At 66.7% G+C, this 24,438-nt stretch carries 16 protein-coding genes; 7 read left to right on the top strand and 9 right to left on the bottom strand.

Annotated features, from left to right (window positions below; all coding sequences use genetic code 11):
* Window positions 1-3: 3 nt before the first annotated feature.
* Entirely contained in the window at window positions 4-837 is an 834-nt protein-coding gene (locus G5S35_RS18495) for a class II glutamine amidotransferase (protein WP_074986651.1), read from the top strand.
* Window positions 838-877: 40 nt separating this feature from the next.
* Here the strand turns inward: G5S35_RS18495 and G5S35_RS18490 are convergent, their stop codons facing one another.
* From G5S35_RS18490 to treF, 3 genes are all read right to left on the bottom strand, one after another.
* Entirely contained in the window at window positions 878-2,908 is a 2,031-nt protein-coding gene (locus G5S35_RS18490; RefSeq protein ID WP_080180678.1) for a PAS domain-containing hybrid sensor histidine kinase/response regulator, read from the bottom strand.
* A gap of 100 nt (window positions 2,909-3,008) precedes the next feature.
* The gene (locus tag G5S35_RS18485; protein WP_183039384.1) at window positions 3,009-3,980 is read right to left on the bottom strand and encodes a glycosyltransferase family 2 protein; all 972 of its coding nucleotides are present in this window, start codon (window positions 3,978-3,980) and stop codon (window positions 3,009-3,011) included.
* A 468-nt stretch (window positions 3,981-4,448) separates the two neighbouring features.
* On the bottom strand, window positions 4,449-6,215 hold the full coding sequence (gene treF, locus G5S35_RS18480; protein WP_408583711.1) for an alpha,alpha-trehalase TreF: 1,767 nt from the start codon (window positions 6,213-6,215) through the stop codon (window positions 4,449-4,451).
* A 280-nt stretch (window positions 6,216-6,495) separates the two neighbouring features.
* Here treF and G5S35_RS18475 point away from each other — a divergent pair, with 280 nt between their 5' ends.
* Window positions 6,496-7,668: a 4-hydroxybenzoate 3-monooxygenase gene (locus tag G5S35_RS18475; protein WP_183039382.1), complete on the top strand. Its 1,173-nt coding sequence runs from the start codon at window positions 6,496-6,498 to the stop codon at window positions 7,666-7,668.
* 117 nt (window positions 7,669-7,785) lie between these two features.
* Here G5S35_RS18475 and G5S35_RS18470 read toward each other — a convergent pair whose 3' ends face one another.
* The 4 genes from G5S35_RS18470 to G5S35_RS18455 all read right to left on the bottom strand — a co-directional run bounded on the left by G5S35_RS18470 (window position 7,786) and on the right by G5S35_RS18455 (window position 12,261).
* Window positions 7,786-8,838: an Ldh family oxidoreductase gene (locus G5S35_RS18470; RefSeq protein WP_183039381.1), complete on the bottom strand. Its 1,053-nt coding sequence runs from the start codon at window positions 8,836-8,838 to the stop codon at window positions 7,786-7,788.
* Window positions 8,839-8,922: 84 nt separating this feature from the next.
* Window positions 8,923-10,428 carry a DASS family sodium-coupled anion symporter gene (locus G5S35_RS18465; protein ID WP_065059513.1) on the bottom strand — a complete coding sequence of 502 codons (1,506 nt, stop codon included), beginning with the start codon at window positions 10,426-10,428 and terminating at the stop codon, window positions 8,923-8,925.
* A gap of 486 nt (window positions 10,429-10,914) precedes the next feature.
* Window positions 10,915-11,256 carry a hypothetical protein gene (locus G5S35_RS18460; RefSeq protein WP_065059514.1) on the bottom strand — a complete coding sequence of 114 codons (342 nt, stop codon included), beginning with the start codon at window positions 11,254-11,256 and terminating at the stop codon, window positions 10,915-10,917.
* A gap of 309 nt (window positions 11,257-11,565) precedes the next feature.
* Window positions 11,566-12,261 carry a DJ-1/PfpI family protein gene (locus G5S35_RS18455; RefSeq protein ID WP_183039380.1) on the bottom strand — a complete coding sequence of 232 codons (696 nt, stop codon included), beginning with the start codon at window positions 12,259-12,261 and terminating at the stop codon, window positions 11,566-11,568.
* 385 nt (window positions 12,262-12,646) lie between these two features.
* Here G5S35_RS18455 and G5S35_RS18450 point away from each other — a divergent pair, with 385 nt between their 5' ends.
* The 4 genes from G5S35_RS18450 (at window position 12,647) to G5S35_RS18435 (ending at window position 17,835) form a co-directional block, all read left to right on the top strand.
* Window positions 12,647-14,155: a peptide MFS transporter gene (locus G5S35_RS18450; protein ID WP_065059516.1), complete on the top strand. Its 1,509-nt coding sequence runs from the start codon at window positions 12,647-12,649 to the stop codon at window positions 14,153-14,155.
* Window positions 14,156-14,359: 204 nt separating this feature from the next.
* Window positions 14,360-15,883: a MocR-like pyridoxine biosynthesis transcription factor PdxR gene (pdxR, locus tag G5S35_RS18445; protein WP_183039379.1), complete on the top strand. Its 1,524-nt coding sequence runs from the start codon at window positions 14,360-14,362 to the stop codon at window positions 15,881-15,883.
* 345 nt (window positions 15,884-16,228) lie between these two features.
* Window positions 16,229-16,675 carry an HU family DNA-binding protein gene (locus G5S35_RS18440; RefSeq protein ID WP_065059517.1) on the top strand — a complete coding sequence of 149 codons (447 nt, stop codon included), beginning with the start codon at window positions 16,229-16,231 and terminating at the stop codon, window positions 16,673-16,675.
* Window positions 16,676-16,935: 260 nt separating this feature from the next.
* Window positions 16,936-17,835, top strand: a complete 900-nt coding sequence (locus G5S35_RS18435; protein ID WP_183039378.1) for a LysR substrate-binding domain-containing protein — start codon at window positions 16,936-16,938, stop codon at window positions 17,833-17,835.
* Between the two features lie 195 nt (window positions 17,836-18,030).
* Here G5S35_RS18435 and G5S35_RS18430 read toward each other — a convergent pair whose 3' ends face one another.
* Window positions 18,031-19,221, bottom strand: coding sequence for a porin (locus G5S35_RS18430; RefSeq protein ID WP_183039377.1), 1,191 nt, complete (start codon window positions 19,219-19,221; stop codon window positions 18,031-18,033).
* A gap of 379 nt (window positions 19,222-19,600) precedes the next feature.
* On the bottom strand, window positions 19,601-21,043 hold the full coding sequence (locus G5S35_RS18425; protein ID WP_183039376.1) for a YihY/virulence factor BrkB family protein: 1,443 nt from the start codon (window positions 21,041-21,043) through the stop codon (window positions 19,601-19,603).
* 322 nt (window positions 21,044-21,365) lie between these two features.
* On the opposite strand from G5S35_RS18425, the gene fdnG reads away from it, so the two are divergent.
* Window positions 21,366-24,437, top strand: coding sequence for a formate dehydrogenase-N subunit alpha (fdnG, locus tag G5S35_RS18420; RefSeq protein WP_080180677.1), 3,072 nt, complete (start codon window positions 21,366-21,368; stop codon window positions 24,435-24,437).
* Window position 24,438 lies beyond the last annotated feature (1 nt).

The raw sequence follows: 24,438 nt of genomic DNA, 5'->3' as shown, positions 1-24,438 counted from the left end.
TCCATGTGCCGTTGGCTCGCCTACACGGGCAACGCCGTGCCGCTCGAAACCGTGCTGTTTCGCGCGCGCCATTCGCTGATCGACCAGAGCCTGCATTCGACGCTCGGCGCCACCACGACCAACGGCGACGGCTTCGGTCTCGGCTGGTATCAGCACCCGCATGACATTCCGTATCGCTATCGCAGCGTGCATCCGGCCTGGAACGACCGCAATCTGCGCGAACTCGCGCGCGCCGTGCAGGCGCCGATGTTCCTCGCGCACGTGCGCGCTGCGACGCATACGCCGGTGCAGGAAACCAATTGCCATCCGTTCCGGCATCGGCGCTGGATGTTCGCGCACAACGGGCTGATCGAGAGTTTTCCGCTGGTGCGGCGCGAGTTGCTGGTCGCGATCGATCCGGGCCGCTTCAATGCGCTCGAAGGCTCGACCGATTCGGAGGCGATGTTCTATCTGGCGATGACTTTCGGTCTCGAACTCGATCCCGTGCTCGCGCTCGAACGCATGGCGGGTTTCGTCGAGGCGACGGCGAAGGCGCACGGCATCGAGCCGGCGCTCAACATGACGGTGTGCGCGAGCGACGGCGAACAACTCGTGGCGGTGCGTTATTCGAGCGAGCGCAATTCGCGTTCGCTGTTTCATAGCACGTCGTTCAAGCATCTGCACGAGCTGTATCCCGACGATCCGCGCATCAATGCGGTCGGCGAGGATGCCTATCTGCTCGTCTCGGAGCCGATCGTCGATCTGCCGGACGCGTGGGCGGAAGTGCCGGAGTCCACCGCGATCGTCGTACGCGGCGCGCAGATCGAGTATCGGGATTTCGTGCCGAAAATGCCCTGAAATACGGGGCGCGAAGTACGGGCCGGGAGCGCTGTAACGCTCAGCTCGACGGCGGCAGTTCCAGCGGGCCGAGCGGCCCGAGCGGTCCCAGCGGCGCGAGCGCGGCGCGGCGCACGGCGGCGCGCGCGAGCAGCTCGTCGAACAGCGCGGCGTCCACCGGTTTGACGAGATGCATCTCGAAGCCCGCCGCGCGCGTGAGTTCGACGTCGGCGGCCTGGCCGAAACCGGTCATCGCCGCGAACAGCGTGTGCGCGAGCGGCGGGTGCGCGCGCAGAAAACGCAGCGCCGCATAGCCGTCGATCTCGGGCATGGCGATGTCGATAAGCGCGGCGTCGGGCGTGAAGTCGCTCACGCATTCGCGCGCCTGGGTGGCGCTATAGGCCACGCGCACGTCGTGGCCCTTCAACTCCAGCAGCATCGCGAGGCTGTCGGCGGAATCGCGGTTGTCGTCGACCACGAGCACGCGCAGCGGCGCGGCCGCGTCGTGCGCGCTCGCGATCGGCTCGACGGTGCTGATCAGGCCGTCGCCGAGCGGATTCGCGCCCGCGCTCTGCGCACTCGCGCGCGACAGCGGCAGACGGATCGTGAACGTGCTGCCCATGCCGGGCCCGTCGCTCGCCGCCGAAATCGTGCCGCCGTGCAGCTCGATGAGCGAGCGGCACAGCATCAGGCCGATGCCGAGTCCGTTCTCGCTCGGTCCCGGCATCGAGCGGTCCTGGCTGAAGAGGCCGAAGATCGACTCGAAGGTGTCGGGCCGCAGGCCGCGTCCTTCGTCGCGCACCTGGATCTGCACGGTGCGCGCCGCGCTCTGCGTGTCGATGACGATGCGGCTCTCGTCGGGCGAAAATTTCGAGGCGTTGTGCAGCAGGTTCTGCAGCACCTGCACGAGGCGCGTGTGGTCGCCGGTCATGGCGATCGGCGCGTCGGGCATATGCACGTCGACGCGCTGGCGGCGCGCCGCCGTGAAGGGCCGCGCGGCATCGACGGCATGGCGCATCACTTCGCAGAGATCGAGCGGCGCCTCGCGCAATTCGATCTTGCCGGAGGTGATGCGGCCCACGTCGAGCAAATCGTCGACGAGCCGCGTGAGATGCACGATCTGCCGGTCGATCAGATCGCGCGCCTGGTCGATTTCGGGGCTCGCGCCCGGCATCAGCCGCATCGTGGCGATGGCGTTGCGCACCGGCGCGAGCGGATTGCGCAGCTCGTGCGCGAGCATGGCGAGGAACTGCTTCATCTGCTCGCTCGAATGCTCGAGTTCGTCGGTGCGGCGGCTTTCGGTCATATCGCGCGTGACCTTGGCGAAACCGGTCAGGCGACCGTGCATGTCGTGAATGGCCGTGAGCGTGACGTTGGCCCAGAACATCGAGCCGTCCTTGCGCACGCGCCAGCCTTCGTTGATGCAGCGCCCCATTTCGGCGGCGCGGCGCAGTTCGCGCTCGGGCGCGCCGGCGGCGGCTTCCTCGGGCGGATAGAACACGGAAAAATGCTGACCGACGATTTCGGCGGGGCGATAGCCCTTGAGGTTGGTCGCGCCGCTGTTCCAGCTCACCACGCGGCCTTGCGGGTCGAGCATGAAGATTGCGTAATCGCTGACGCTTTCGACCAGCAGGCGAAAGCGTTCTTCCGACAGGCGCAGCGCCTCGACCTGGCGGCGCTCGGCCGTGAGGTCGCGCGTGACCTTGGCGAAGCCGGCGAGCGAGCCGTCCTGTTCGCGCAGCGCCGTGATCACGACGTTGGCCCAGAACATCGAGCCGTCCTTGCGCACGCGCCAGCCTTCGTCGTTGAAGCGGCCGTGCAGCGCGGCCTGTTCGAGCTCGTGCTCGGGCCAGCGGCGGCCGTTGGCTTCGTCGGTGTAAAAGCGCGAGAAATGCTGACCGATGATCTCGTGGGCCTCGTAGCCCTTGATGCGCGCCGCGCCGTTGTTCCAGCTCACGACGTAGCCGCGCGGATCGAGCAGGAAGATCGCGTAGTCCTCGATCGGCTGCACGAGCGCTTCGAAGCGGCGTCCGCTATGGCCTTCGGCGGCGAGGCCTGAGTCGGGTTGCAGGGCGGAGCCGGACGTCGTCATGGTCCTTGTTTCGCGTTGAGGTCTCTCAGATGATCGGGGCGCGCAAGGCGCGCGCCCGCGGCCGGCGCCCCTTGCCGGGGCGGCACTGTTCGCGCGCAGCTTACCACGCACGCTGGCCCGCGCGGTCGTACTTTTCGGCCACGGCGGGAATGCCGGCGCGCACCTGGCGCTCGGCGCGGCGTACCTGGCGGGTGAGCTGTACCACATGCGCGGGCACGCGGCGGCGGCGTCCGAGGGTCCAGAACACGCCGCGCAGCAGCGCGAAACCGGCGGGTCCGAGCGAGCGCTGACGCGCGAACACGGCCAGCGCGCGGCCGGTGGCGGCGAGCGCGTCGCGCATCGGCAGACGCATCCAGGCGACCCACGCGGCGTTGCGCGCAAGCGCGCAGTGCTGCGCGCGCGTGAAGCCGCGATAGAGCGGTTCGCGATGCGCAAGCGCCTGCTCGCAATAGACGATCGCATGGCCGGCGGCCAGCAGGTCGAGCGCGGCCAGTTCCTCCGCGCCGCCGTGCGAGAGGCGCGTTTCATAGCCGCCGAGCGCGCGGAACACGGCGGTGCGGACAATGCACGCGCCCGCCATGTAGCCCGCGAGCGTGGGGCCGGGCGGCTCGTCGGCGCCGGGCGAGGTGGCGTGCAGCATCAGGCAGGCCGGGTGGATTTCGCGTTCGTCGTTGCCGACGACGCGGGCATTGAGCACGGCGACCTGCGGATGCTCGTCGAGCAGCAGCGCTGCGCGCGCGAGCGCGCCGGGCGCGAACCACGTGCTGTCGTCGCAGCAGGCGACGTACTCGGTCGGCGCGAGCGAAATGGCGCGATTGAAGCCCGCCATGCCGAGGTCGCCGAGCGCCTGAACGATGCGGACCTGCGGAAACAGCGACGCGAGCAGGCCGACGGTGGAATCGGTCGAGCCGTTGTCGGCGACGATTACGTAGGGGCGCTCGGGCAGCGCGGTGAGGCGCGCGACGGTGTCGATGGTCTGGCGCACGTGATTGCGCGTGAGCACGACCACGGTGACGCGCGGTCCTGTGCGGGGACCGGGTTCGGCGGCTGAGGCGGGATCGGAGACGTTCATGGCGGTTCGGACGGCGCAAGCCGGCTGCCAGTGTGCAGATTGCTCTGCGGTCATGAGGTCGAGCATACGCCGAAGGCGCGCTGTATGCACGCTGCGGCCGGTTTGGCGCGGCGGCGTGGGCGCGTCGCACATCGCGCTGCACGGACGCGGTGCATGGGCCGATGCTGCATTGCGGGGCGTTTTTGCGTGCCGAGCCGTGCGGACCCGTGCAGACAGATACGGCGCGCGGCCCGAATCGTTTCAGATTGTGGCGTGGATGGCGCGGCGTCTGTTCGCTGCTACGCGTTGCGGTGCGAACGGCGCTTGGGCTGGATTGATCGGCGATTCATGCGCATCAGTCCGCATCAGTCCGCGCCAATTGCGCGCGGCGATTTCGTCGAGATGCGCGAACAGGTCGGCGGGATCCTCGTAGACGCGCCGATTCGCTTGTGCGAGATCGGCGCGAATCAGCGTGAATCGGTGCCCGAATCACTGAGCCGGAATCGTCGCGCCTTCCGTATGCGGATACATCACGAGCAGCGCGCGCAGCACGCCGTTGGTCCAGCCGAAGCCGTCCTGCAGCGGATATTCGCCGCCGCCCGCCGACGACGCCTTCGCGGCCGCCGCGCTCACGTCGTACTTTTCGACGAGCTTGACGGTGCGTCGGTAATAGACGAGGTTGGTCGCGATCCAGCGCGTGGCGATGGTCTGCGCGAGCGCGCGTTCGCCGTAGCGGCGCAACCCGGCGATCGCGAGATATTGCAGCGGCGCCCAGCCGTTCGGTTCGTCCCATTGCTGGCCGCTCGACACCTGCGTGGTGGCGAGTCCGCCCGGCCGCAGCAGCCCCGCGCGCACGGCGGCGGCCACCTGGCGCGCCTGCGCGCGCGTGGCGACGCCCGTGTAGAGCGGATAGACCGTCGCCGCCGTCAGCCGGTGCGTGAGCGTGTGATGCACGAAATCGTAGTCGCTGAACGCGTGCAGTTGCGGGTCCCAGAGCACGCGTTCGATGGCCGCGCTGCGTTGTTGCGCGCGCCGGGTCATCGCCTGGGCTTGCGCGGCGTCGCCCTTCAGGCCATAGGCTTTCGCGAGCGTGCGTTCGAGATCGACGAGCAGCGCGTTGAGATCGACGGGCACGAGCGAGGTGATGTCGATGGTCGCGAGCGTGTGGTTGTCGGCGAACCAGCGCGAGCTGAAATCCCAGCCGGTTTCGCCGCCCGCGCGCAGATTGCGCCACAGGTCGGCGGCGTCGCGCTGCGGCGCGGCCTGGGCCGTCAGCACGTCTTCGCGGTAAGACTCGTCGCGCGGCGTGGCGCGCGCGTCCCAGTAGCGGTTGAGCAGCGTGCCGTCCGCGAGACGCACGACGTGCTGCGCGGCTTCGCCGGGCTTGAGCGTGTCTGCGCCCGCCATCCAGTAGTCGTATTCCTTGCGCAGTTCCGGCAGATAGCGCACGTAGACGGCGTCGCCGTCGCGCTGCGCGACGAGCGCCACCATCTGCGCGAAAAATGGCGGCTGCGAGCGGCTCAGGTAATAGGTGCGATTGCCGTTCGGAATGTGGCCGTAGCGGTCGATGAGCGTGGCGAAATTGTCGAGCGTGTCGCGCGTGAGATCGTGCCGCCCGCTCGCTTCCAGGCCGAGCATGATGAAGTACGAATCCCAGTAGTAAATCTCGTTGAAACGGCCGCCCGGCACCACGTACGGATTCGGCAGCGGCAGTAGCGACGAATAGGGTTGCTGGCCCGCGTCGGGGTTGCGGCGCAGCACGTCCCAGAGCGTGTCGATATGGCTCACGACGTTCTGGTTCGGATCGGCGACATAGCTGTCGGTGGCGACTTTCGCGGCGGAAAAATGCTGCTCGACGAACTGCCGCAGCGCGGTTTTACGCGCATCGGCGTCGGTGATGTTCGCGTGCTCGGTGCGCCAGCTTGCGTAGGCCTCGACGATGTTGGCGGGCGCTTCGTTTGGCGTCATGTCCGCGAACGTTTTGCTGTCCGGATAGACCTGCGCAAGTTCGACGTCGCGATAAAGCTGGCCGTAAAGCTCGGACGGCGGCAGCGGCAGAGCGGTCGTTTCCTGCGCGGTTTGCGGTGCTGTTTGCACCGTTGCGGGCGCGGCGGTTTGCGACGCCGTTTGCGGTGCTGTTTGCGTCGCTGTTTGCGCGAACGCCGCGCCGTGTGCGCCGCATCCGAGTGCGAGCGCGATGCAGAGCGCGGCGGCGCGGTGTTTCAGCTTCGTGTGCGTTTGTTTCCGATCGGAAATTGGGAAAACACGCGGAAAAACTTCGTTGACGGCAAGGCGACGAGAGGCGAACGAATTCGGCATGGCGTTGAGATCGTTTTTCGAAGTGGTCAGTAACAAGGCGTTGGCGCGCTGCAGCAAATTCCATTCCGTCCGACGCGTGCGCGCCGCGCGTGTTCGGCCTGCGTTTCGGCCCGTTATTCGCAATCGAGATAGTCCCTATTCTCGATATCGCGTTGCGCGATATCGCCTGCGCCCGCCAAACTTGCGCAAAATCAACATGCAAATGGAGACAACCCGCATGCGCACTCAAGTTGGCATCATCGGCGCCGGGCCCGCAGGCCTGCTGCTTTCCCACCTCCTTCATCTGCGCGGCATCGACTCGGTCGTGCTCGACATGCGCGGCCGCGAGCAGATCGAATCGACAATCCGCGCGGGCGTGCTCGAACAAGGCACGATGGACACGCTCAGCGAAGCCGGCGTCGGCGCGCGCATGAAGGCTGAAGGCGCGCTGCATCACGGCTTCGAGCTGGCGTTCGAAGGCAAGCGCCGCCGCATCGATCTCACCGATCTGACCGGCAAGTCGATCACCGTCTACGCGCAGCACGAAGTGCTCAAGGACCTCGTCGCCGCGCGCGTGCAGGCGGACGGCAAGCTGTTCTTCAACGTCAGCAACACCTCGATTCACGGCATCGACACCGATGCGCCGTCGATCCGCTTCGACCACGCCGGCGAGCAGCACACGCTGCATTGCGACTACGTGATCGGCTGCGACGGCTCGCAAGGCGTGTCGCGCGCCGCGATTCCGGCGGCCTTGCGCCAGGATTACGAACGTGTGTTCCCGTTCGGATGGTTCGGCATTCTCGTGGAAGCGCCGCCGTCGTCCGACGAGCTGATCTACGCGCGCCACGACCGCGGCTTCGCGCTCGTCAGCACGCGCTCGCCCAACGTGCAGCGCATGTATTTCCAGTGCGATCCGAAAGACAACGTCGATAACTGGTCGGACGACCGCATCTGGGCGGAACTGCACGCGCGCGTCGATTCGCACGACGGGCATCAGGTGGTGGAGGGCAATATTTTCCAGAAGAACATCGTCGGCATGCGCAGTTTCGTTTCGACGACGATGCAGCACGGCCGCCTGTTCCTCGCCGGCGACGCGGCGCATATCGTGCCGCCGACGGGCGCGAAGGGCCTCAATCTTGCGGTCGCCGACGTGCGTGTGCTGACGGCCGCGCTCGTCGCCTTCTACAAGGAAAGCCGCACCGATCTGCTCGACGCGTACAGCGAAACCGCGCTGCGCCGCATCTGGCGCGCCGAGCACTTCTCGTACTGGATGACGCGCATGATGCACCGTCTCGACGATGCGTCGCCGTTCGAACAGCGTCTGCAGGTCGCGGAACTGGAGCACGTGACCACGTCGCGCGCGGCGGCCATGGCGATGGCCGAGAACTACGTCGGCGCGGTCGCGGTGTGATGCGCGGCGTGCGAACCCGGCAAAATCCGCTGGAAATGCAGTGGTAAAACACAAGGGGCGCTCTGGCGCCCCTTGTTTCATGGTCGATTCGCCGTTCAAATGCGGTTCAGACGCCGCTCAGACCGCCGCGAGCGGCGCGATGCCGAACTCCGCCGCCAGATCGCCGAACGGCTTGCGCACCGAATCGGGCAGATCGATCGTGGTCTGATGCAGCGCGCGATTGTGCGCCTCGTACTCGCCCGGATACTGCACGGGTTGCGTCGGGTCCTGCGGCGGGCAGCTCAGCAGATAGTCGAGAAACGAATCGACTTCCTGCGAACGCCACGTCGCGTTGAAGTCCACCTGCGGATCGAGCACGAGCGCGAACATGTTGTTGTGCGCCACGCCGTTGCTCGGATTGTCGGGATGAATCGTGCCGCCGCCCGAGAGCACGCCCGCGAGCAGTTCCGCCACGAGGCCGAGCGCATAGCCCTTGTGCGCGCCGAACGGCAGCAGCGCGCCGGGCGGCTCGGCGAGCAGCACGTTCGGGTCGGTGGTGGGCTGGCCGTCGGCGTCGATCAGCGCACCGGGCGGCGCCTGCAGGCCGTTTTCCGCGAGCACGCGCGCCTTGTTCACGGCGATCGCGCTGGTCGCGATATCGACCACGAAGGGCGGACGCCCGCCCGGCAGCGGCCCCGCGAAGCAGAGCGGATTGGTCGTGAGGCGCGGCTCGCGTCCGCCGAACGGCGCGACGATCGGCGGCCGGTTCACGACGTTGGTGAACGCGAGCAGCACGAAGCCCTGTTCGGCGACCATTTCGCCGTAGTGGCCCATGCGGCCCAGATGGTGCGTATGACGCAGCGTGACGATGCACTGGCCGTGGTCGCGCGCGCGGGCGATGGCGTCGTCGATAACCACCTTGCCGACGTGCTGGCCGAAGCCGGTATGGCCGTCGTAGGCGATCAGCGCGCCGCGGTCGACCACGCGTTCGGGCCGTCCGTCGGCGACCACGAGGCCCGCTTCGAGACCGCGCCGGTAGTTCGGCAGGATCGACAGGCCGTGGCTCGCGTAGCCCACGCGGTCGGATTCGATCAGGTGGTCGGCGATATCGGCGGCGATGTCGGCGGGCACCGAGAGATGCGTGAGCACGTCCACGGCGAAGCGGCGTGCATCGGCGATTGCGACTTCCATGTGCGGCTCCTGATTGCATGAAGCGGCGCGCCTGGCCGCGAGCGGCGGCGCGCCGTGTTGTCTTGATGTCGATCGGACGTGCGCTCAGATCCAGCCGAGCCAGCGCCACCACGTCGCCGCGAACAGCAGCAACAGCAGATAGCCGACGATCGTGAGCACGATGCCCACTTTCGCGAACTGTTTCGCGGTGAAGGTTTCGGTGGCGAGGCACACCATGTTTTGCGGCGCGTTGATCGGCAGGATGAAGCCGAAGCTCACCGTGAAGCCGAGCAGCATCGCCACGCCGAGCCGGTTGAAGTCGCCCGACATCGATTGCAGGACCGCGATCAGGATCGGCAGCATCGCGGACGTGAGCGCGGTCGCGCTCGCGAAACCGAGGTGGATCACGATCAGGAACGCGGACAGGATCGCGAAGGCCATGAACGGACCGGCCGTATCGAGGCCCGTGTGATGCGCGACGAGGTCGCCGAGCCACTGGCCCGCCTTGGTCGTGAGCAGCGCGGTGCCCAGACTGATGCCCACGCCGAACACGATCACCGTGCCCCAGGGAATGCGGCTCTGCACGGTCTTCCAGTCCATCACGCCGAAGCGCGGCAGCAACAGCAGCACGAGGCCCACGTAAGTCACCGAGGTGGTGTCGAAGGGGTGCAGCTTGCCCTCCGTGGCCCAGAAGCACAGCAGGCCGATGGAGACGCCCAGCAGGCGCTTCTGCGGCCCGGTCATCGGCCCGAGTTCGCGCAGCGACTTCTCGACGGCTTCCTTGCCGCCCGCGATGGCGTCGGTTTCGGGCGGCAGCATCTTGAGCACCAGCACGAGCAGCACCACCGACATGATGATCGCCCACGGCGCGCCCGCGATCAGCCAGTCGAGCCAGGTCACGCGCGCGCCGAGCATCTTGTCCATGAAGCCCACGGTCAGCAGGTTCTGCGCGGCGGCCGTCTGGATGCCGATATTCCAGATGCTGGTCGCTTCCGCCACCACGATCATGATGCCGGCCGCGATGTTCGAGCGCTTGTCCACGCCGAACGCCGAGATCACGCCGACCATGATCGGCACCACGCAGGCGCTGCGCGCGGTGGCGCTCGGCACCACGAGCGAGAGCACGATGGTCACCGCGATCGCGCCGATCAGGATGCGCCGCGTGGTCGTGCCGATCAGCGAGAGCGTGACGAGCGCGATGCGCTTGTCGAGCCCGGTCACGGTCATCGCCGCCGAGATGAACAGCGCGCCCGCCACCAGCGCGAGCGCCGAGTTCGAGAAGCCGGCGAGCGCCATGGTGATGGCTTTGGAGGTGCCGTAGTAGACAGTCGGGTCTTCGATGGTCGGCGCCGTGCCGACCAGAAACGCCATCAGCGAGGTGATGATGATCGCGCTCGCTTCGTAGGAGACGGCTTCGGTGAGCCACACGACCACGGCGAAGGCGAGGATCGCGAGCATGCGCTGGCCCGCGACGGGCAGGCTCGCCGGCAAGGGCAGCAGCAGCACGATGACGAGCGCGACGACGCCCGCGATCAAGCCGATGGGGATGCCTTTTTTCGGCGTCGACTCGGGTTTCGGCGGGGTGCCGGCCTGCGGATTCGCTGCATTCATGACGTGGACTCCGGGTGGAACTCGCGGGCCGTCATGCGCGAGGAGCGGGCGGCGGCGGGCGAGGCGAATCGTGTCGGTGCGTGCGGCTCGAACAGCCTGGATATCGGTGATCGGGTCGGCGCGGGTCTGGCCCTGCGTCACGCGATGGTTTGGCCGATGGCGGAAAAGATCGTCCCATATCGGGCACGGCGATGCGCTGAAGGTGCGCGCGAAACGACTCGTCGGCGGGCGCGATGGCGCGGTTCGTCATCGTGTCGATGAGGTGTTGGCGTCGTCGCGGGATCGCGAAGAGGCTGGAAAAAGCGGGGGGAAATGCGGCGCGGCGGTGGGCGGAGAAGGGCGTGGTGCGCGCTGGGTGCGGCGATCGAATGGCGCGGGATCGGTGCGGGATGGGTGCGAGATCGGCGCGAGATCGGCGCGAGATCGGCGTCCGGTCGTGTTTGAAAACGGAAACCGGCCGACCGCGCCGGTTCCCGTGCACACGCGTTACTGGCTCGCGCCTGCGGCCGCGGCGGCTTTCTTCTGTGCGTCCTGGATGTTTTGCGGGTAGTTCGGGTCGTTGTTCGCGGGCTTGTAGCCGGCGTCCTCGAGCTTCTTCAGTTCCGCGTTGTTCTTCGCGCGGGCGGCCTTGCGTTCGGCCTTGTGCTGCGCGCGCGCTTCCTTGCGTTTCTGCGCTTTCTGTTCCTTGGTGAGCGGCGCGGAGGCAGCGGGCGCGGCCTGCGTGGCGGCCGGCGCGCTGGCATCCTGGGCGAAGGACGGCGCGGCGACGCCGAGCGCGAATGCGGCGACGGCCGCGGCGAGAGTCAGCTTGCTGGTGGTGGAGCGCATTGATACCCCTCTTGGTTGATTTGTACCGCTGGTTTAGGGCTTGTGATGCAAGGATGCGAGAAGCGGTGTCCGCGCGAACGCGGACGCCGTCGACGGGCCCTGACGGCCCGCGACCCAATGTATACGATCCGTGCCGAAGACGGTAGCAAGGCCGACCCTGGCTTGCCGCGCGGCTTTTGCGCTGTGTTTATCGCGTGCTGCGCAGGGCCGCCGCGTGAGCGCGCACGGATGCGGAGGACTCCGCTCATGCCGTTTATGCCCTCCGCGCGGCGCGGGTGTTGCCAATGTCGTTGATGTCGCTGATGTCGATCAAAGCGCGCGCCCGGACGCGAGTTTCGCGGCCGCGCGCTCGACGAGACGCGTGCGCTCGGCCAGCGATGCGGCGTTGAGCGCGCGCACGCGCTCGACCACGGCGGCCGGCGCGGTGGCGGGATTGCCCGCGTCGAACGGCGGCGCGGGCGCGTATTCGAGCTCCAGTTGCAGGTCCTGCGCCGCATCCACGCCGATCAGTTCCGCCGCGAGCGTCAGCGCGAAATCGATGCCCGCCGTGATGCCGCCGCCGGTGATCAGGTTGCCGTCGCGCACCACGCGGTCCTGCACGGCGATCGCGCCGAACGGCTCCAGCAGCGTGTGAAAGGCCCAGTGCGTGGTCGCGCGGCGGCCGCGCAGCAGGCCCGCCGCGCCCAGCACGAGCGCGCCGGTGCAGACCGACGTGACGTAGCGCGCGCCGCTTGCCTGGCGGCGCACGAAGTCGAGCGTGACGTCGTCGTCGAGCAGCGGGCCGACGCCGCTGCCGCCCGGCACGCAGATCACGTCGAGCGGCGGGCAGTCGTCGAAGGTCGTGTCGGGCGTGAGCAGCAGGCCCGTCGCGCCGACCACTGCGTCGCGCGTCTTGCCGACGAGCCGCACCGAGGTGTCGGGCATCGAGGCGAATACGTCCCACGGACCGCAGAGATCGAGCGGCTGGACGTTGGGGAAAAGAAGAAAGCCGATCTGGAGCGCCATGCTGTTTTCCGAGAAGTGAGTTGAACCGGGCGTGAGGGCGTGGAACTTCGCCAACGCGCCAACGTGATCACTTTAGGCAGACGCGCATGCGCCAGAGCGCCAAAAATGGCGCAAAAGCTGCCAGCGTCACCGGACGCTTATCAAAAATGCGGAAGAGGCTGCGGCGCACGGGCGTGGTGCAAGGCGCGGCGAAGGCGGTGAGAAGAGCGCGCCGCACGGGCCTTTCCCACGCGCTGAAACACGGTGCACGTCATGCGCGGACACGGTGCGGATCGAAACGCAGCGCCACGGAGCACGGGCAACGCACAGGCAACGCACAAGCAACGCGCCATGCCGCCCGCACATGCGTACAATCCGGGCCACCCCAGTTTTTGCGGAACTCGTCATGACACCACCCATCTCACAGACGCGCTCCTTTACGACCGTCTTTCTGATCGAAATGTGGGAGCGCTTCGGCTATTACGGCATGGCCGCGCTGCTTGTGCTCTTCATGGTCGGCCAGGTCGGCTTTACCGACAGCCAGGCCAATCTCACCTGGGGCGCCTTCACGGCGCTCGTCTACGCCGCGCCGGCCATCGGCGGCTGGATCGGCGACCAGGTGCTCGGCGCGCGCCGCACGATGGTCGCGGGCGCGGTCGTGCTCGCCATCGGCTATCTGATGCTCGCGCTGCCCAACGACAGCCTGCACCACATGTTCGCGTCGCTGGGCGTGATCGTGGTCGGCAACGGGCTGTTCAAGTCGAACGCCGCCAACCTCGTGCGCCGTATCTACGAAGGCGACGACGCGCGCCTCGACAGCGCGTTCACCATTTACTACATGGCCGTGAACGTCGGCTCGACCGTGTCGATGCTCGCCACGCCGTGGATCAAGGATCATTGGGGCTGGCACGCGGCCTTCGCGGTGTGCTGCGCGGGCATGGTGTTCGGCGTGCTCAACTTCTTGCTGATGCGCCGCACGCTCGCGCAGATCGGCACCGCACCCGACGACGAACCGCTGCGCCTCGGCCGCGCGGCGCTCGTGGCCGTCGGCGGCGTGGCGCTGGGCGCGGCCACGCTGTTCGTGCTCCAGCACAAGGATGTGGCGGTTGCCTGCGTCTATGCGGCGGGCGTCGTCGTGCTGCTGGTGTTCGTCTGGATGCTGGTGCGCTGCGAACGCGCCGAACGCGCCGGCCTCGTCGCCGCACTGATCCTCGTGTTCCAGGTGATTCTGTTCTTCATCTTCTATCAGCAGATGTCGACGTCGCTGACGCTGTTCGCGCTGCGCAACGTCGATCCGCAATTCTCGTTGTTCGGGCACGCGCTCTTTAGCTGGAGCCCGGCGCAATTCCAGGCGCTCAATCCGATCTGGATCATGCTGCTTTCGCCGCCGCTCGCGATGCTCTACACGTCGCTCGCGAAGCGCGGCCGCGACGTGCCGGTGGCCGTCAAATACGCGATCGGCTTCGCCGTGGTCGCCGCGGGCTTCTTCGTGTTCGCGGGCAGCGGACGCTACGCCGTGGACGGGCGCGTGTCGTCGTGGTTCATGGTGGCGGGCTACGGGCTCTATTCGCTCGGCGAGCTGCTCGTGAGCGGCCTCGGCCTCGCGATGGTCGCGCGCTACGTGCCCGCGCGCCTCGGCGGCTTCATGATGGGCGCGTATCTGGTGGCCACGGGCATTTCGCAGTATCTGGGCAGCGTGGTGGCGAATCTCGCGCAGATGCCGTCGGGCGAACTCGACGCCGTCACGTCGCTGCCGCTCTATACGCGGCTGTTTACGGGGCTCGGCTGGCTCGCGGCGCTCGGCATGCTGATCGCCGTGCTGCTGCTGCCGCTCATGCGCCGTCTTTCGCGCGAGCATCACGCGAGCAGCGTCAAGGTCGAAGGCGACGCACGCGAGCCTTCAGCCACTGCTTAACACCGGACGCTGCCGCATTGCGGCGCGCGCGAACGCAACGCCCGGATGTCGTGCACGTCCGGGCGTTTTGCATGGCGCGCGCCATTCGCGTCACGCCGTTCGCGTCATTCTGGCAATATTTCAGATGCTCACTCCGGCCGGCGGATCGGCATCGTCACGACGACCGCGCCGTTCATCCGCATCGACCGCTTTCGTGTTTCTCGCATGGATCTCCACGTCACCGTTTCAGGCCGCCGCGACCTCGCCGGGCAGATCTACCGGCAACTGCGCGAGCGCATCGTCGAAGGGCGGCTGGCGGGTGGCACGCGCCTGCCGTCCACGCGCGATCTCGCGCTGCAACTGAAGGTCTCGCGCAAGACCACGCTCGACGTGTTCGAGCGCCTGCTCGCCGAAGGCTATCTGGTCGCGCGGCGCGGCTCGGGCACCTTCGTCGCCGATGCGCTCGAACGCCTGCCCGCGCGTGCGCCCGTGCAGACGAATGCGCAGATCGGCGCGGCGCAGGCCGCCGATACGAACCACCCCACAAACCAGCCGACGAGCCGCCAGGCCCACGCGCCGACGGGCGTGCAGGCGCAGCCGTGGTGGCGTGTGGAGGACGGCGCGCGCGACGGCATGCTCGCGTTGCCGCGTCCCGATGCGCGGCTCCTCTGCGATTTCGCGGGCGGCGTGACCGACAAGTCGCGCTTTCCGTTCGACGCCTGGCGGCGCTGCGTGAACGAGGCGCTGCGCGTGCAGGCGCGCGGCCACGGCGCGTATCGCGATCCGGCGGGCGAGGAGCGTCTGCGTCTCGCGATCGCACGTTATCTTGCGTTCAACCGCGCGGTGGAGAGCAGTGGGGACGAGGTGATCGTCACGCAGGGCGCGCAGCAGGCGCTGACCTTGCTGGCGCGCGTGATGCTGCGTCCCGGCGATACGGTGGCCGTGGAGGATCCCGGTTATCCGCCCGCGCGCGACATCTTCGCGTCGCTGGGCGCACAGGTCGTGCCGGTGCCCGTCGACGGCGACGGTTTGATCGTCGGCAAGCTGCCGAAAACGGCGCGCCTCGTCTACGTGACGCCGTCGCACCAGTTTCCGCTCGGCATGCCGATGAGTCTCGCGCGTCGCGTGGCCTTGCTCGAATGGGCGCAGGCGCGCGGCGCGCTCGTGATCGAAGACGACTACGACTGCGAGTTCCGCTTCGAAGGGCGCTCGCTGGAGCCGCTCAAGAGTCTCGATCAAGCCGGTTTCGTGGCCTACGTGGGCACGTTTTCGAAGACGATCTTTCCCGAGTTGCGCGTGGGCTACATGGTGCCGCCCGCCGCGCTTGCGAGGCCGCTCATGCGCGCGCGCCAGGTCGCCGACTGTCACGGTTGCGCGCTGACGCAGACGGCGCTCGCGAACTTCATGCTCGATGGTCATTTCGCGCGCCATCTGCGCCGCATGCATCAGACCTATGCGGCGCGGCGCGCGGCCTTGCTCGCGCATTTGCAGGGGCCGCTCGCGCGCTGGCTCGCCCCCGTGCTGCCGAACACGGCGGGCCTGCATCTCGCCGCACATCTCGCGCCGGGCGCCGACGAAACCGCATTCGTGGCGGCGGGGCGCGCGGCGTCGATCGGTCTGCATCCGCTCGCGCCGTTTCATCTGCACGCCCCCGCGCGGCACGGTTTTTTGTTCGGCTATGGCGCGGTGGAGGTCGAGCAGATCGACGCGGCGCTCGGTGTGCTCGCGGCGCGCTTGAAGACGTCGTAAAAGCTGTTACGGCACATTGCGGACGGAGCTTTACCCCGTCGACGCGCTTTTTACACGACGCAAAAACGGCTCGAGCGTCGCGAAAACGCCATACGTGTGGCGTTTTCGCGCCATTGCGGCTGTGTCGCGCGGACGCGGGCGCGTCGCATGCGGGACGTGCGAGAGCGCGTTTACCCCTGTAAACAGGTGTCAAAATGCGTCAGGCAGTCAGCGCGGAGCAACAAATTTGCATCTGCGATGCAAAAGAATCACGCAAAACGCTTGCACGCTTGTAGAATCCGCCGTTGAAGCATTTGCATCCCGCTGTGCTTCGTCGACTCACTGACCAACACTGGTAGGAGAAACATGCCGACTTCCGCAAAGAAAGTGGCCAAAAAGGCAGCAGCCCCGGCCACCAAGAAAGTTGCCGCAAAGAAAGCGCCCGCCAAGACGGCCGCAGCTAAGAAGGTCGCCGTGAAGGCGTCCGGCGTTTCGTCGCCGATCAAGGACACCTTCACGAAGGCCTCGCTGGCTGCTCACGTTGCTGAGCGCGCTGGCGTCGAGCCGAAGGCTACGAAGGCGGTGCTCGCCGCGCTGGAAGACACGATCCTGGGTTCGGTCCACAAGAAGGGCGCCGGCGAATTCACGCTGTCGGGTCTTCTGAAGATCGTCGTTCAGGCCGTGCCGGCGAAGAAGAAGCGCTTCGGCAAGGACCCGTTCACGGGTGAAGAGCGCTGGTTCCCGGCCAAGCCGGCATCGGTTCGCGTCAAGGCACGCGCACTGAAGAAGCTGAAGGACGCAGCAGCAGGCTAAGCGCCTCCGCCGCGACTTCGCGTCACGGCTTGCGTCAGCATTGCGGTAGTACCCAAAGAATCCCCGTTGGCATCGCGCCCGCGGGGATTTTTATTTGTGCGCGAGAAACGTGGGGCGAGGTCACGCGCGTATGATGTATGTTCAGATGTTATCGATTGAGATGGCGATTTTGCCCCGGTTTTTAAAGAACGATAACGCCAATCGCCGTGATGTTCGATAGCTTGAATCTGTCGTTTATAATTTATTCATGTTCCCGTGTTATGCCTGATTCCGAACCCAGCATCCGCCAGATCGAAGCGTTTCGCGCGCTGATGCAGACGCGCACCGCGACGCGCGCGGCGGCGGCCCTCGGCGTTTCGCAACCGGCGGTGAGCCGACTGCTCGCAGACTTCGAAGCCGGCGTGGGATTTGCGCTGTTCGAGCGTCGCAACGGACGCCTTTGGCCAACCGCGCACGCGCATGTGCTGCACGAGGAAGTCGAGCGGGCCTTCACGGGATTCGAGCGCGTGATTCAAGCGGCGGCGCAGATTCGCGAGCAGCGTCGGGGGGCGTTGTGCATCGCGGGCGCGCCGGAGTTCGGCGCGGATTTTCTGCCGCGCGTGGCGGCGGCGTTCGCGCACGAACACGAGGGCGTCGACGTGGCGCTGCTCGCGCTGGAGCCGTTGCTCGCGCTTGAACGCGTCGCCGCGCGGCGCTGCGATCTGGCGTTCGTCGGCGCGGTGGCGGCGCCGCGTTCGGTGCGGCTCGAACCGCTCGGCGAGTGGCCGATGCGCTGCATCGTGCCGCGCGGTCATCGGCTTGCGCGCAAGCGAGCGGTGAGCGCGGCGGATTGTGAGGGCGAGGCGTTCGTTTCGTTCGCGGCGGGTACGGAGGCGCGTTTGCGTATCGACCGTGCGTTTTCGGAGGCGGGCGTGACGCGCCGTCTGGGCGTCGAGGCGAGCCTCGCGCAGGCGGTCGTGACGCTCGTGGAAGCGGGGCTGGGTATCGCGCTGATCGATCCGCTCACGGCAGCGGCCGCGAGCGCGCGCGTGGCGGTCAAGCGCTTTACGCCCGCGCTGCCGGAGCCGCTTTACGTGGCGCATCATGTGGACGCGGCGCGCGCGCCGCTTGCGCAGGCATTCGTCGATCAGGCGGTGGCGGCGTTGGGCAGGCTGCGTTGAGCGAACGCGGCACGGCCTGGCTGTGCGCTCGCGCAAACCGCGCGGCCTGACGCGAGTCAACAACGCTGGTTCAATGGCGAGCAGGCAATAAAAAAGCCAGCCCGGCTTTCGCCTGAGGCTGGCTCGTGCAGCGTGTGATTTTTAGCTGCGAGGTCTCGTCGCGCTGCCGGGCTCGCGCCCGGCCAGGCAGACTGATTAGAACTTGTGGCGGATGCCGAGGCTGACCAGCTCTTGCGAGCTCGAAGCCGAGTTGTAGCCGTACGAGCCGATTGCCGCGCCGGCCGTCGACGTCGTGCCGTCTGCGTTCAGCTGCTTGCCGTTGGCGTGCTGGTAAGCAGCCAGTGCGTACAGGTCGGTGCGCTTCGACAGGTTGTAGTCCGCGCCGATCGACACCTGGTGGTACGTGTTCGACACGTTGCCCGCGCCGTGCGTGTACGTGTAGCCGAGGCCCAGCAGCATGGCCGGCGTCACTTGATAGCCGAGGAAGCCGGCAGCGATGTTGTAACGCTCGGTCGAAGCGAAGCCCGGGTTCAGAGCCGTCGAGTACGCGTCCGGCTTGAACTGGACGTTGCTGTAACGCACGCCGAACGTGAACGGACCGGCGACGTATTGCGCGGCCACCGAAGCGATGCCGAGCGACTTGGCCGTCTGGAAGCCTTCCGTGATCTGGTTGTCGAACACGGCGCCCGAGGTCGACACCGTGCTCCATGCCGACGTCGAACGGTCTGCGAAGCTCGACGAGTTGTCGGCGCGGAAGTAGCCCGCTGCGATGTTGAACGAACCGATGCCGTACGTGGCGGCTGCCGCCCACGTCTGGCCCGAACCCGTTGCGCCAGCGACGCCGCCCAGTGCGTACATGCCTTCGAACTGGAAGCCGCTCAGAACCGGCGAGACGTACTTGATCGCGTTGTTGGTACGCGAGCTGTTGTCGTTGTTGTCGATGTCACCCGGCGTCGTGAACGTGCTGCCGAAGTAGTTGTCGGCGGTCAGCGGCTGAACCATGTCGACCAGCGGGTCGTACTGGCGGCCCAGCGTCACGGTGCCGTACTGGTCATGCGTCAGACCGACGAATGCCTGACGACCGAACATGCGGCCACCCTGGCCGGCCGCGCCGGTGTTCAGGTCAAAGCCGTTTTCCAACTGGAAGATGGCCTTCAGGCCGCCGCCCAGATCTTCCGTGCCCTTGAGGCCCCAGCGATCGCCCGAGATGTTGCCGGCGTACAGACCGAACAGATTCGCGTTTTTGCCGTTGGCGTCGACCGTGTTGTGAGCCCACTGGATCGATTCATCGATCACGCCATACAGGGTCACGCTGCTTTGAGCGTGTGCTGCGCCCGCTGCGGCCAGCAGGGCCACGGAAAGGGTCGAGAGTGCGATTCGTTTCATCCAGTTTTCTCCACGCAGATGTTTGGTTTAATTGTTGCTGTTGCGCGATGGAGAATAACGCAGGGGTGCAATTCCCTTGAACTGAAAAAAAATCAGTGTCGCAAAAAGCTGACACCACCCCAGGAAGCCTTGTGAGACGGGCTATTGAGCGATTATTCCGGATAATGAAATATTGGATTGTTGACTCTGCATTATTGTCGTTTCTGATACAAGTCGCGAAATGTGCAACCTCGCCCAATGCGGTTTACGGGTAAGTATGGTGCAACTAGGGATGTGCCCTGGTTGCGCTGCAAAGGTTTGAGGTTGTACCGGTCGAGCGCCCGTCTGGCGTGCGGGAAGGAGGGCGCGTGAAGCCGACGGCGCGAGGTCGCCGCCTGGCTCAGTCCTTGCGATGGACGCCGGCGTGACGGCGCCCCGCGGCGGCGGTCATGGCGACCGCCGCGCTCGCGACGAGCAGGACCGAACTCCAGGGATGGCGTTTGACATAGCGATCGGCGGCCGCAACCGTGCGACCGGCCTGGACCAGCGTCAAAGCGGCGGCGTAGGTCGCGCTGTCTTCCATGCGCACGACCGAGCGGCGGATCTGCAGGCTGCCGCCGTGAAGGCGCGCAAAGGCGCCGCCCGTGGCGCGGGCCTTGCCGATCGCGTGCAGCGGCGCATCGGCCGGGCGCGGCGTTTTGCCGGGTTGCACGCTCGCAGCGACGGCGGCGGCATATGGCGGCGCGGCGCCGACCGCGGCATCGAGCGTTGCGCCATCGACGCTGCCGACGCTACCCGCCCCGACCGCTCCATTCACGCCTTTCACGCCATTCGCACCTTCCGCCGCCGCGGCGCGCGCCGTCTGCAAGCCTGCCGCCGCTTCGCGCATCGGCGCGATGGTGGACGCGGCCAGCACCGAAGCGAGCTTGGCACGGCTGCCCGGCGGCGTTTCCTCGAGCATGCCCCACGCGCCGCGCGGATCGTGCAGGCGGCCGCGCGCGGCGGAAAATTCCGCGCCGAGCAGCAGCACCGCCGCCGAGAAGTACAGCCACATCAGCAGCACGGCCAGCGAACCGGCGGCGCCGAACGCCGTGGCCATGCCCGCGTGCGCCAGATAGAGCGCGAACAGTTTCTTGCCGACGGAAAAGAGCACCGCCGCGACGAGGCCGCCGACCAGCGCATCGCGCCAGAGCACGGGCGCGTCGGGCAGAAAGCGCAGCAATCCCGCGAACGCGACCGCGAGCACCAGCAGCCCGACCACCAGTTGCACGATGTTGCCGATGATCAAGTACGTCGACTCGCCCATCAGCCACTGGCCGACGAAGGTAATGCCCGCGTCGAGCACGAGCGAAACGATCAGAAGAAAAGCCACGCCCAGTACGAGGCCGAACGAGATCAGCCGCACGCGCACGAGCGCGATGACCGACGAGGCGCGCGGCCCTTCCAGCGGCCACACTATATTGAGTGCGGAATTGAGCGACGAAAACGTTGCGGAAGCGCCGATCGCCAGCATGGCCAGCGAGATCAGCGCGGCCACGCCGCCTGCGTCGCCCGCGCGGTGGGCGTTCTGCACGATGGTGGTGATGGCGGCGGCGGCGTCGTTGCCGAGCACGTTGTGCACTTCGCGGAACAACTGGCCGCGCGCCGCATCGGCGCCGAAGAACCAGCCCGCTACGGCAATCACCATGACCAGCGTGGGCGCGAGCGAGAACGCGGAATAGAAGGCGATGCTGGCGGCGAGCGACGGGCAGCGGTCGGCGATGAACTGGCGGCAGGCGCCCACGGCCCACGACGCTTCTTTGCGTGCGGCCGTTTCGAGCCGCTCGGAGGAAATAGTTGCCATGATCGACGTCTCGCGGTTCGTCCTGAAGACAAGGTGACGGGCATGCGGCCAGCGGCAGTGGCGCCCGGTCTGTGGCGGAACACGCAACCGATGCCGCGAGAACCGCACTTCGGCAGTCCGCAGATCCGGCCCGGTCGCCCGCCTCGGGCGCGCCTCGCGCCAGCGCCGGCGCGGCCGGCGGCTCCACGCGCTCGTCACACGAATATAGCAAGCTGGGTGCCCGGGCGCGCCGCACCTGTGCGCGCGGTGCATCTCGCGCGATCCGGAGCCCAAAACGTCTTATACTGAAACGACCCACAACCAGAAAGCCGAGGACGCAATCATGTTGCAGATGTCCCGGCGTCAGTTCCTCAAGGTCACGGCGACGTCGCTGGCAGGATCCAGCCTCGCGTTAATGGGCTTCGCGCCCGCCGACGCACTTGCCGAAGTCCGACAATACAAACTGGCGCGCACCACTGAAACCCGCAATACCTGCCCGTACTGCTCGGTAGGCTGCGGCATCCTCATGTACGGTCTCGGCGACGGCGCGAAGAACGCCACCGCGAGCATCATTCACATCGAGGGCGATCCCGATCATCCGGTCAACCGCGGCACGCTCTGCCCGAAGGGCGCGAGCCTGATCGACTTCATCCACAGCCCGAACCGGCTCAAGTATCCGGAATACCGCGCGGCGGGCTCGAACGAGTGGAAACGCATCTCGTGGGACGAGGCGCTCGACCGCATCGCGAAGTTGCTCAAGGAAGACCGCGACGCGAATTTCGTCGAGAAAACGGCGGACGGCAAGACCGTCAACCGCTGGCTGACCACCGGCATGCTGGCCGCGTCGGCGGGCAGCAACGAAGTCGGTTATCTCACGCATAAAGTGGCCCGCTCGATGGGCCTGCTGGCATTCGACAACCAGGCGCGTGTCTGACACGGCCCGACGGTGGCAGGTCTTGCCCCGACGTTTGGCCGTGGAGCGATGACGAACCATTGGGTCGACATTCGCAATGCGGACGTGATTCTGGTGATGGGCGGCAATGCGGCCGAGGCGCACCCGTGCGGCTTCAAGTGGGTCACGGAGGCGAAGGCGCACCGCAAGGCGCGGCTCATCGTGGTGGATCCGCGCTTTACGCGCACGGCATCGGTCGCGGACTATTACGCGCCGATTCGCACCGGCACGGACATCGCGTTCCTTGGCGCCGTCATCAACTGGCTGCTCACGAACGACAAGATCCAGCACGAGTACGTGAAGAACTACACGGACTTCTCGTTCATCGTGCGCGACGATTACGCGTTCAACGACGGCATCTACTCGGGCTACGATCCGGCGAAGCACGCGTATCCGGACAAGGCGTCGTGGAACTACGAAATCGGCGACGACGGTTTCGTGAAGACCGACGACACCTTGCAGAATCCGCGCTGCGTGTATCAGCTGCTCAAGCAGCATTACTCGCGCTATACGCCCGAAATGGTGGAGAAGGTCTGCGGCACGCCGAAGGATAAATTCCTGAAGGTCTGCGAAATGCTCGCGAGCACCGCCGTGCCGGGCCGCGCCGGGACGATTCTGTACGCGCTCGGCTGGACCCATCATTCGATCGGCGCGCAGATGATCCGCACCGGCGCGATGGTGCAGCTGCTGCTGGGCAACATCGGCATTGCGGGCGGCGGCATGAACGCGCTGCGCGGGCACTCGAACATCCAGGGTCTCACCGACCTCGGGCTGATGTCGAACCTGCTGCCGGGCTATATGACGCTCCCGAGCGAGGCCGAGCAGGACTACGACGGCTACATCAAGAAGCGCGCCTCGCAGCCCATGCGGCCCAATCAGCTGAGCTACTGGCAGCACTACGGCGCGTTCTTCGTGAGCTTCATGAAGGCGTGGTGGGGCGACAACGCGACCCAGGAAAACAACTGGGGTTACGACTGGCTGCCCAAGCTCGACAAGCCGTACGATCTGCTGCAGACCATCGAGCTGATGAATCAGGGCAAGGTCAACGGTTATATCTGCCAGGGCTTCAACGTGATCGCGTCGGCGCCCGACAAGGCCAAGACGCTCTCGGCGCTCGGCAAGCTCAAGTGGCTCGTCGTCATGGATCCGCTCGCGACCGAAACGTCCGAGTTCTGGAAGAAGTACGGCGACTTCAACGATGTCGATACGGCGTCGATCCAGACCGAGGTGTTCCGTCTGCCCACCACCTGCTTCGCGGAGGAAAACGGCTCGCTCGTGAGTTCGAGCCGCGTGCTGCAATGGCACTGGAAGGGCGCGGAGCCGCCGTTCGAGGCGCGGAGCGATCTGGAGATCATGTCCGGACTGTTCCTGCGCATTCGCGCGGCGTATCAGAAGGATGGCGGCAAGCTGCCCGATCCGATCGTCAAGCTGAGCTGGCCGTATTCCGATCCCGCGAGTCCCACGCCCGAGGAACTGGCGAAGGAATACAACGGCAAAGCGCTCGCCGATCAGACCGACCCGAAGGACGCGACCAAGGTGCTAGTGAAGAAGGGCGAGCAGCTTGCCGGTTTCGCGCAATTGAAGGACGACGGCACGACCGCGAGCGGCTGCTGGATCTTCTGCGGCGCGTGGACCCAGGCGGGCAACCAGATGGGCCGGCGCGACAACTCGGACCCGACCGGCATCGGCCAGACGCTCAACTGGGCGTGGGCGTGGCCCGTGAACCGGCGCATTCTGTACAACCGCGCCTCGTGCGATACGGCGGGCAAGCCGTTCGATCCCACCCGCAAGCTGATCGGCTGGAACGGCGCGGCGTGGACCGGCGCGGACGTGCCCGACTACAAGGTCGATGAAGCGCCCGATCTCGGCATGGGACCGTTCATCATGAACCCCGAGGGCGTGGCGCGTTTCTTCGCGCGCGACGGCATGAACGAAGGACCGTTCCCCGAGCATTACGAGCCCTTCGAGAATCCGCTCGGCTACAACCCGTTCCATCCCAACAATGCGCAGGCCACCAGCAATCCGGCGGCGCGCGTGTTCCCGGACGACCGCAAGACGTTCGGCACCGCGCAGAACTTCCCGCACGTCGCGACCACGTATCGCCTCACCGAGCACTTCCACTTCTGGACCAAGCACGCACGGCTGAACGCCATCATCCAGCCGCAGCAATTCGTCGAGATCGGCGAGGAGCTGGCCAAGGAAGTGGGCGTGGTCGACGGCGGACGCGTCAAGGTGTCGAGCAACCGCGGGTATCTGATCGCGGTGGCCGTGGTCACCAAGCGCATCAAGGCGCTCACGATCGAGGGCAAGAAGGTGCACACCGTGGGCGTGCCGCTGCACTGGGGCTTCACGGGACTGACGAAACCCGGCTATCTGACGAATACGCTCACGCCGCCCGTCGGCGACGGCAATTCGCAGACGCCCGAGTTCAAGTCTTTCCTCGTGAAAGTGGAAAAGGCCTAAG

Source organism: Paraburkholderia tropica, from assembly GCF_014171495.1.
GTDB classification, from domain to species: Bacteria; Pseudomonadota; Gammaproteobacteria; order Burkholderiales; family Burkholderiaceae; genus Paraburkholderia; species Paraburkholderia tropica.
Note: the sequence above shows the minus strand (reverse complement) of the source record. Positions and strands in the feature narration are given on the sequence as shown.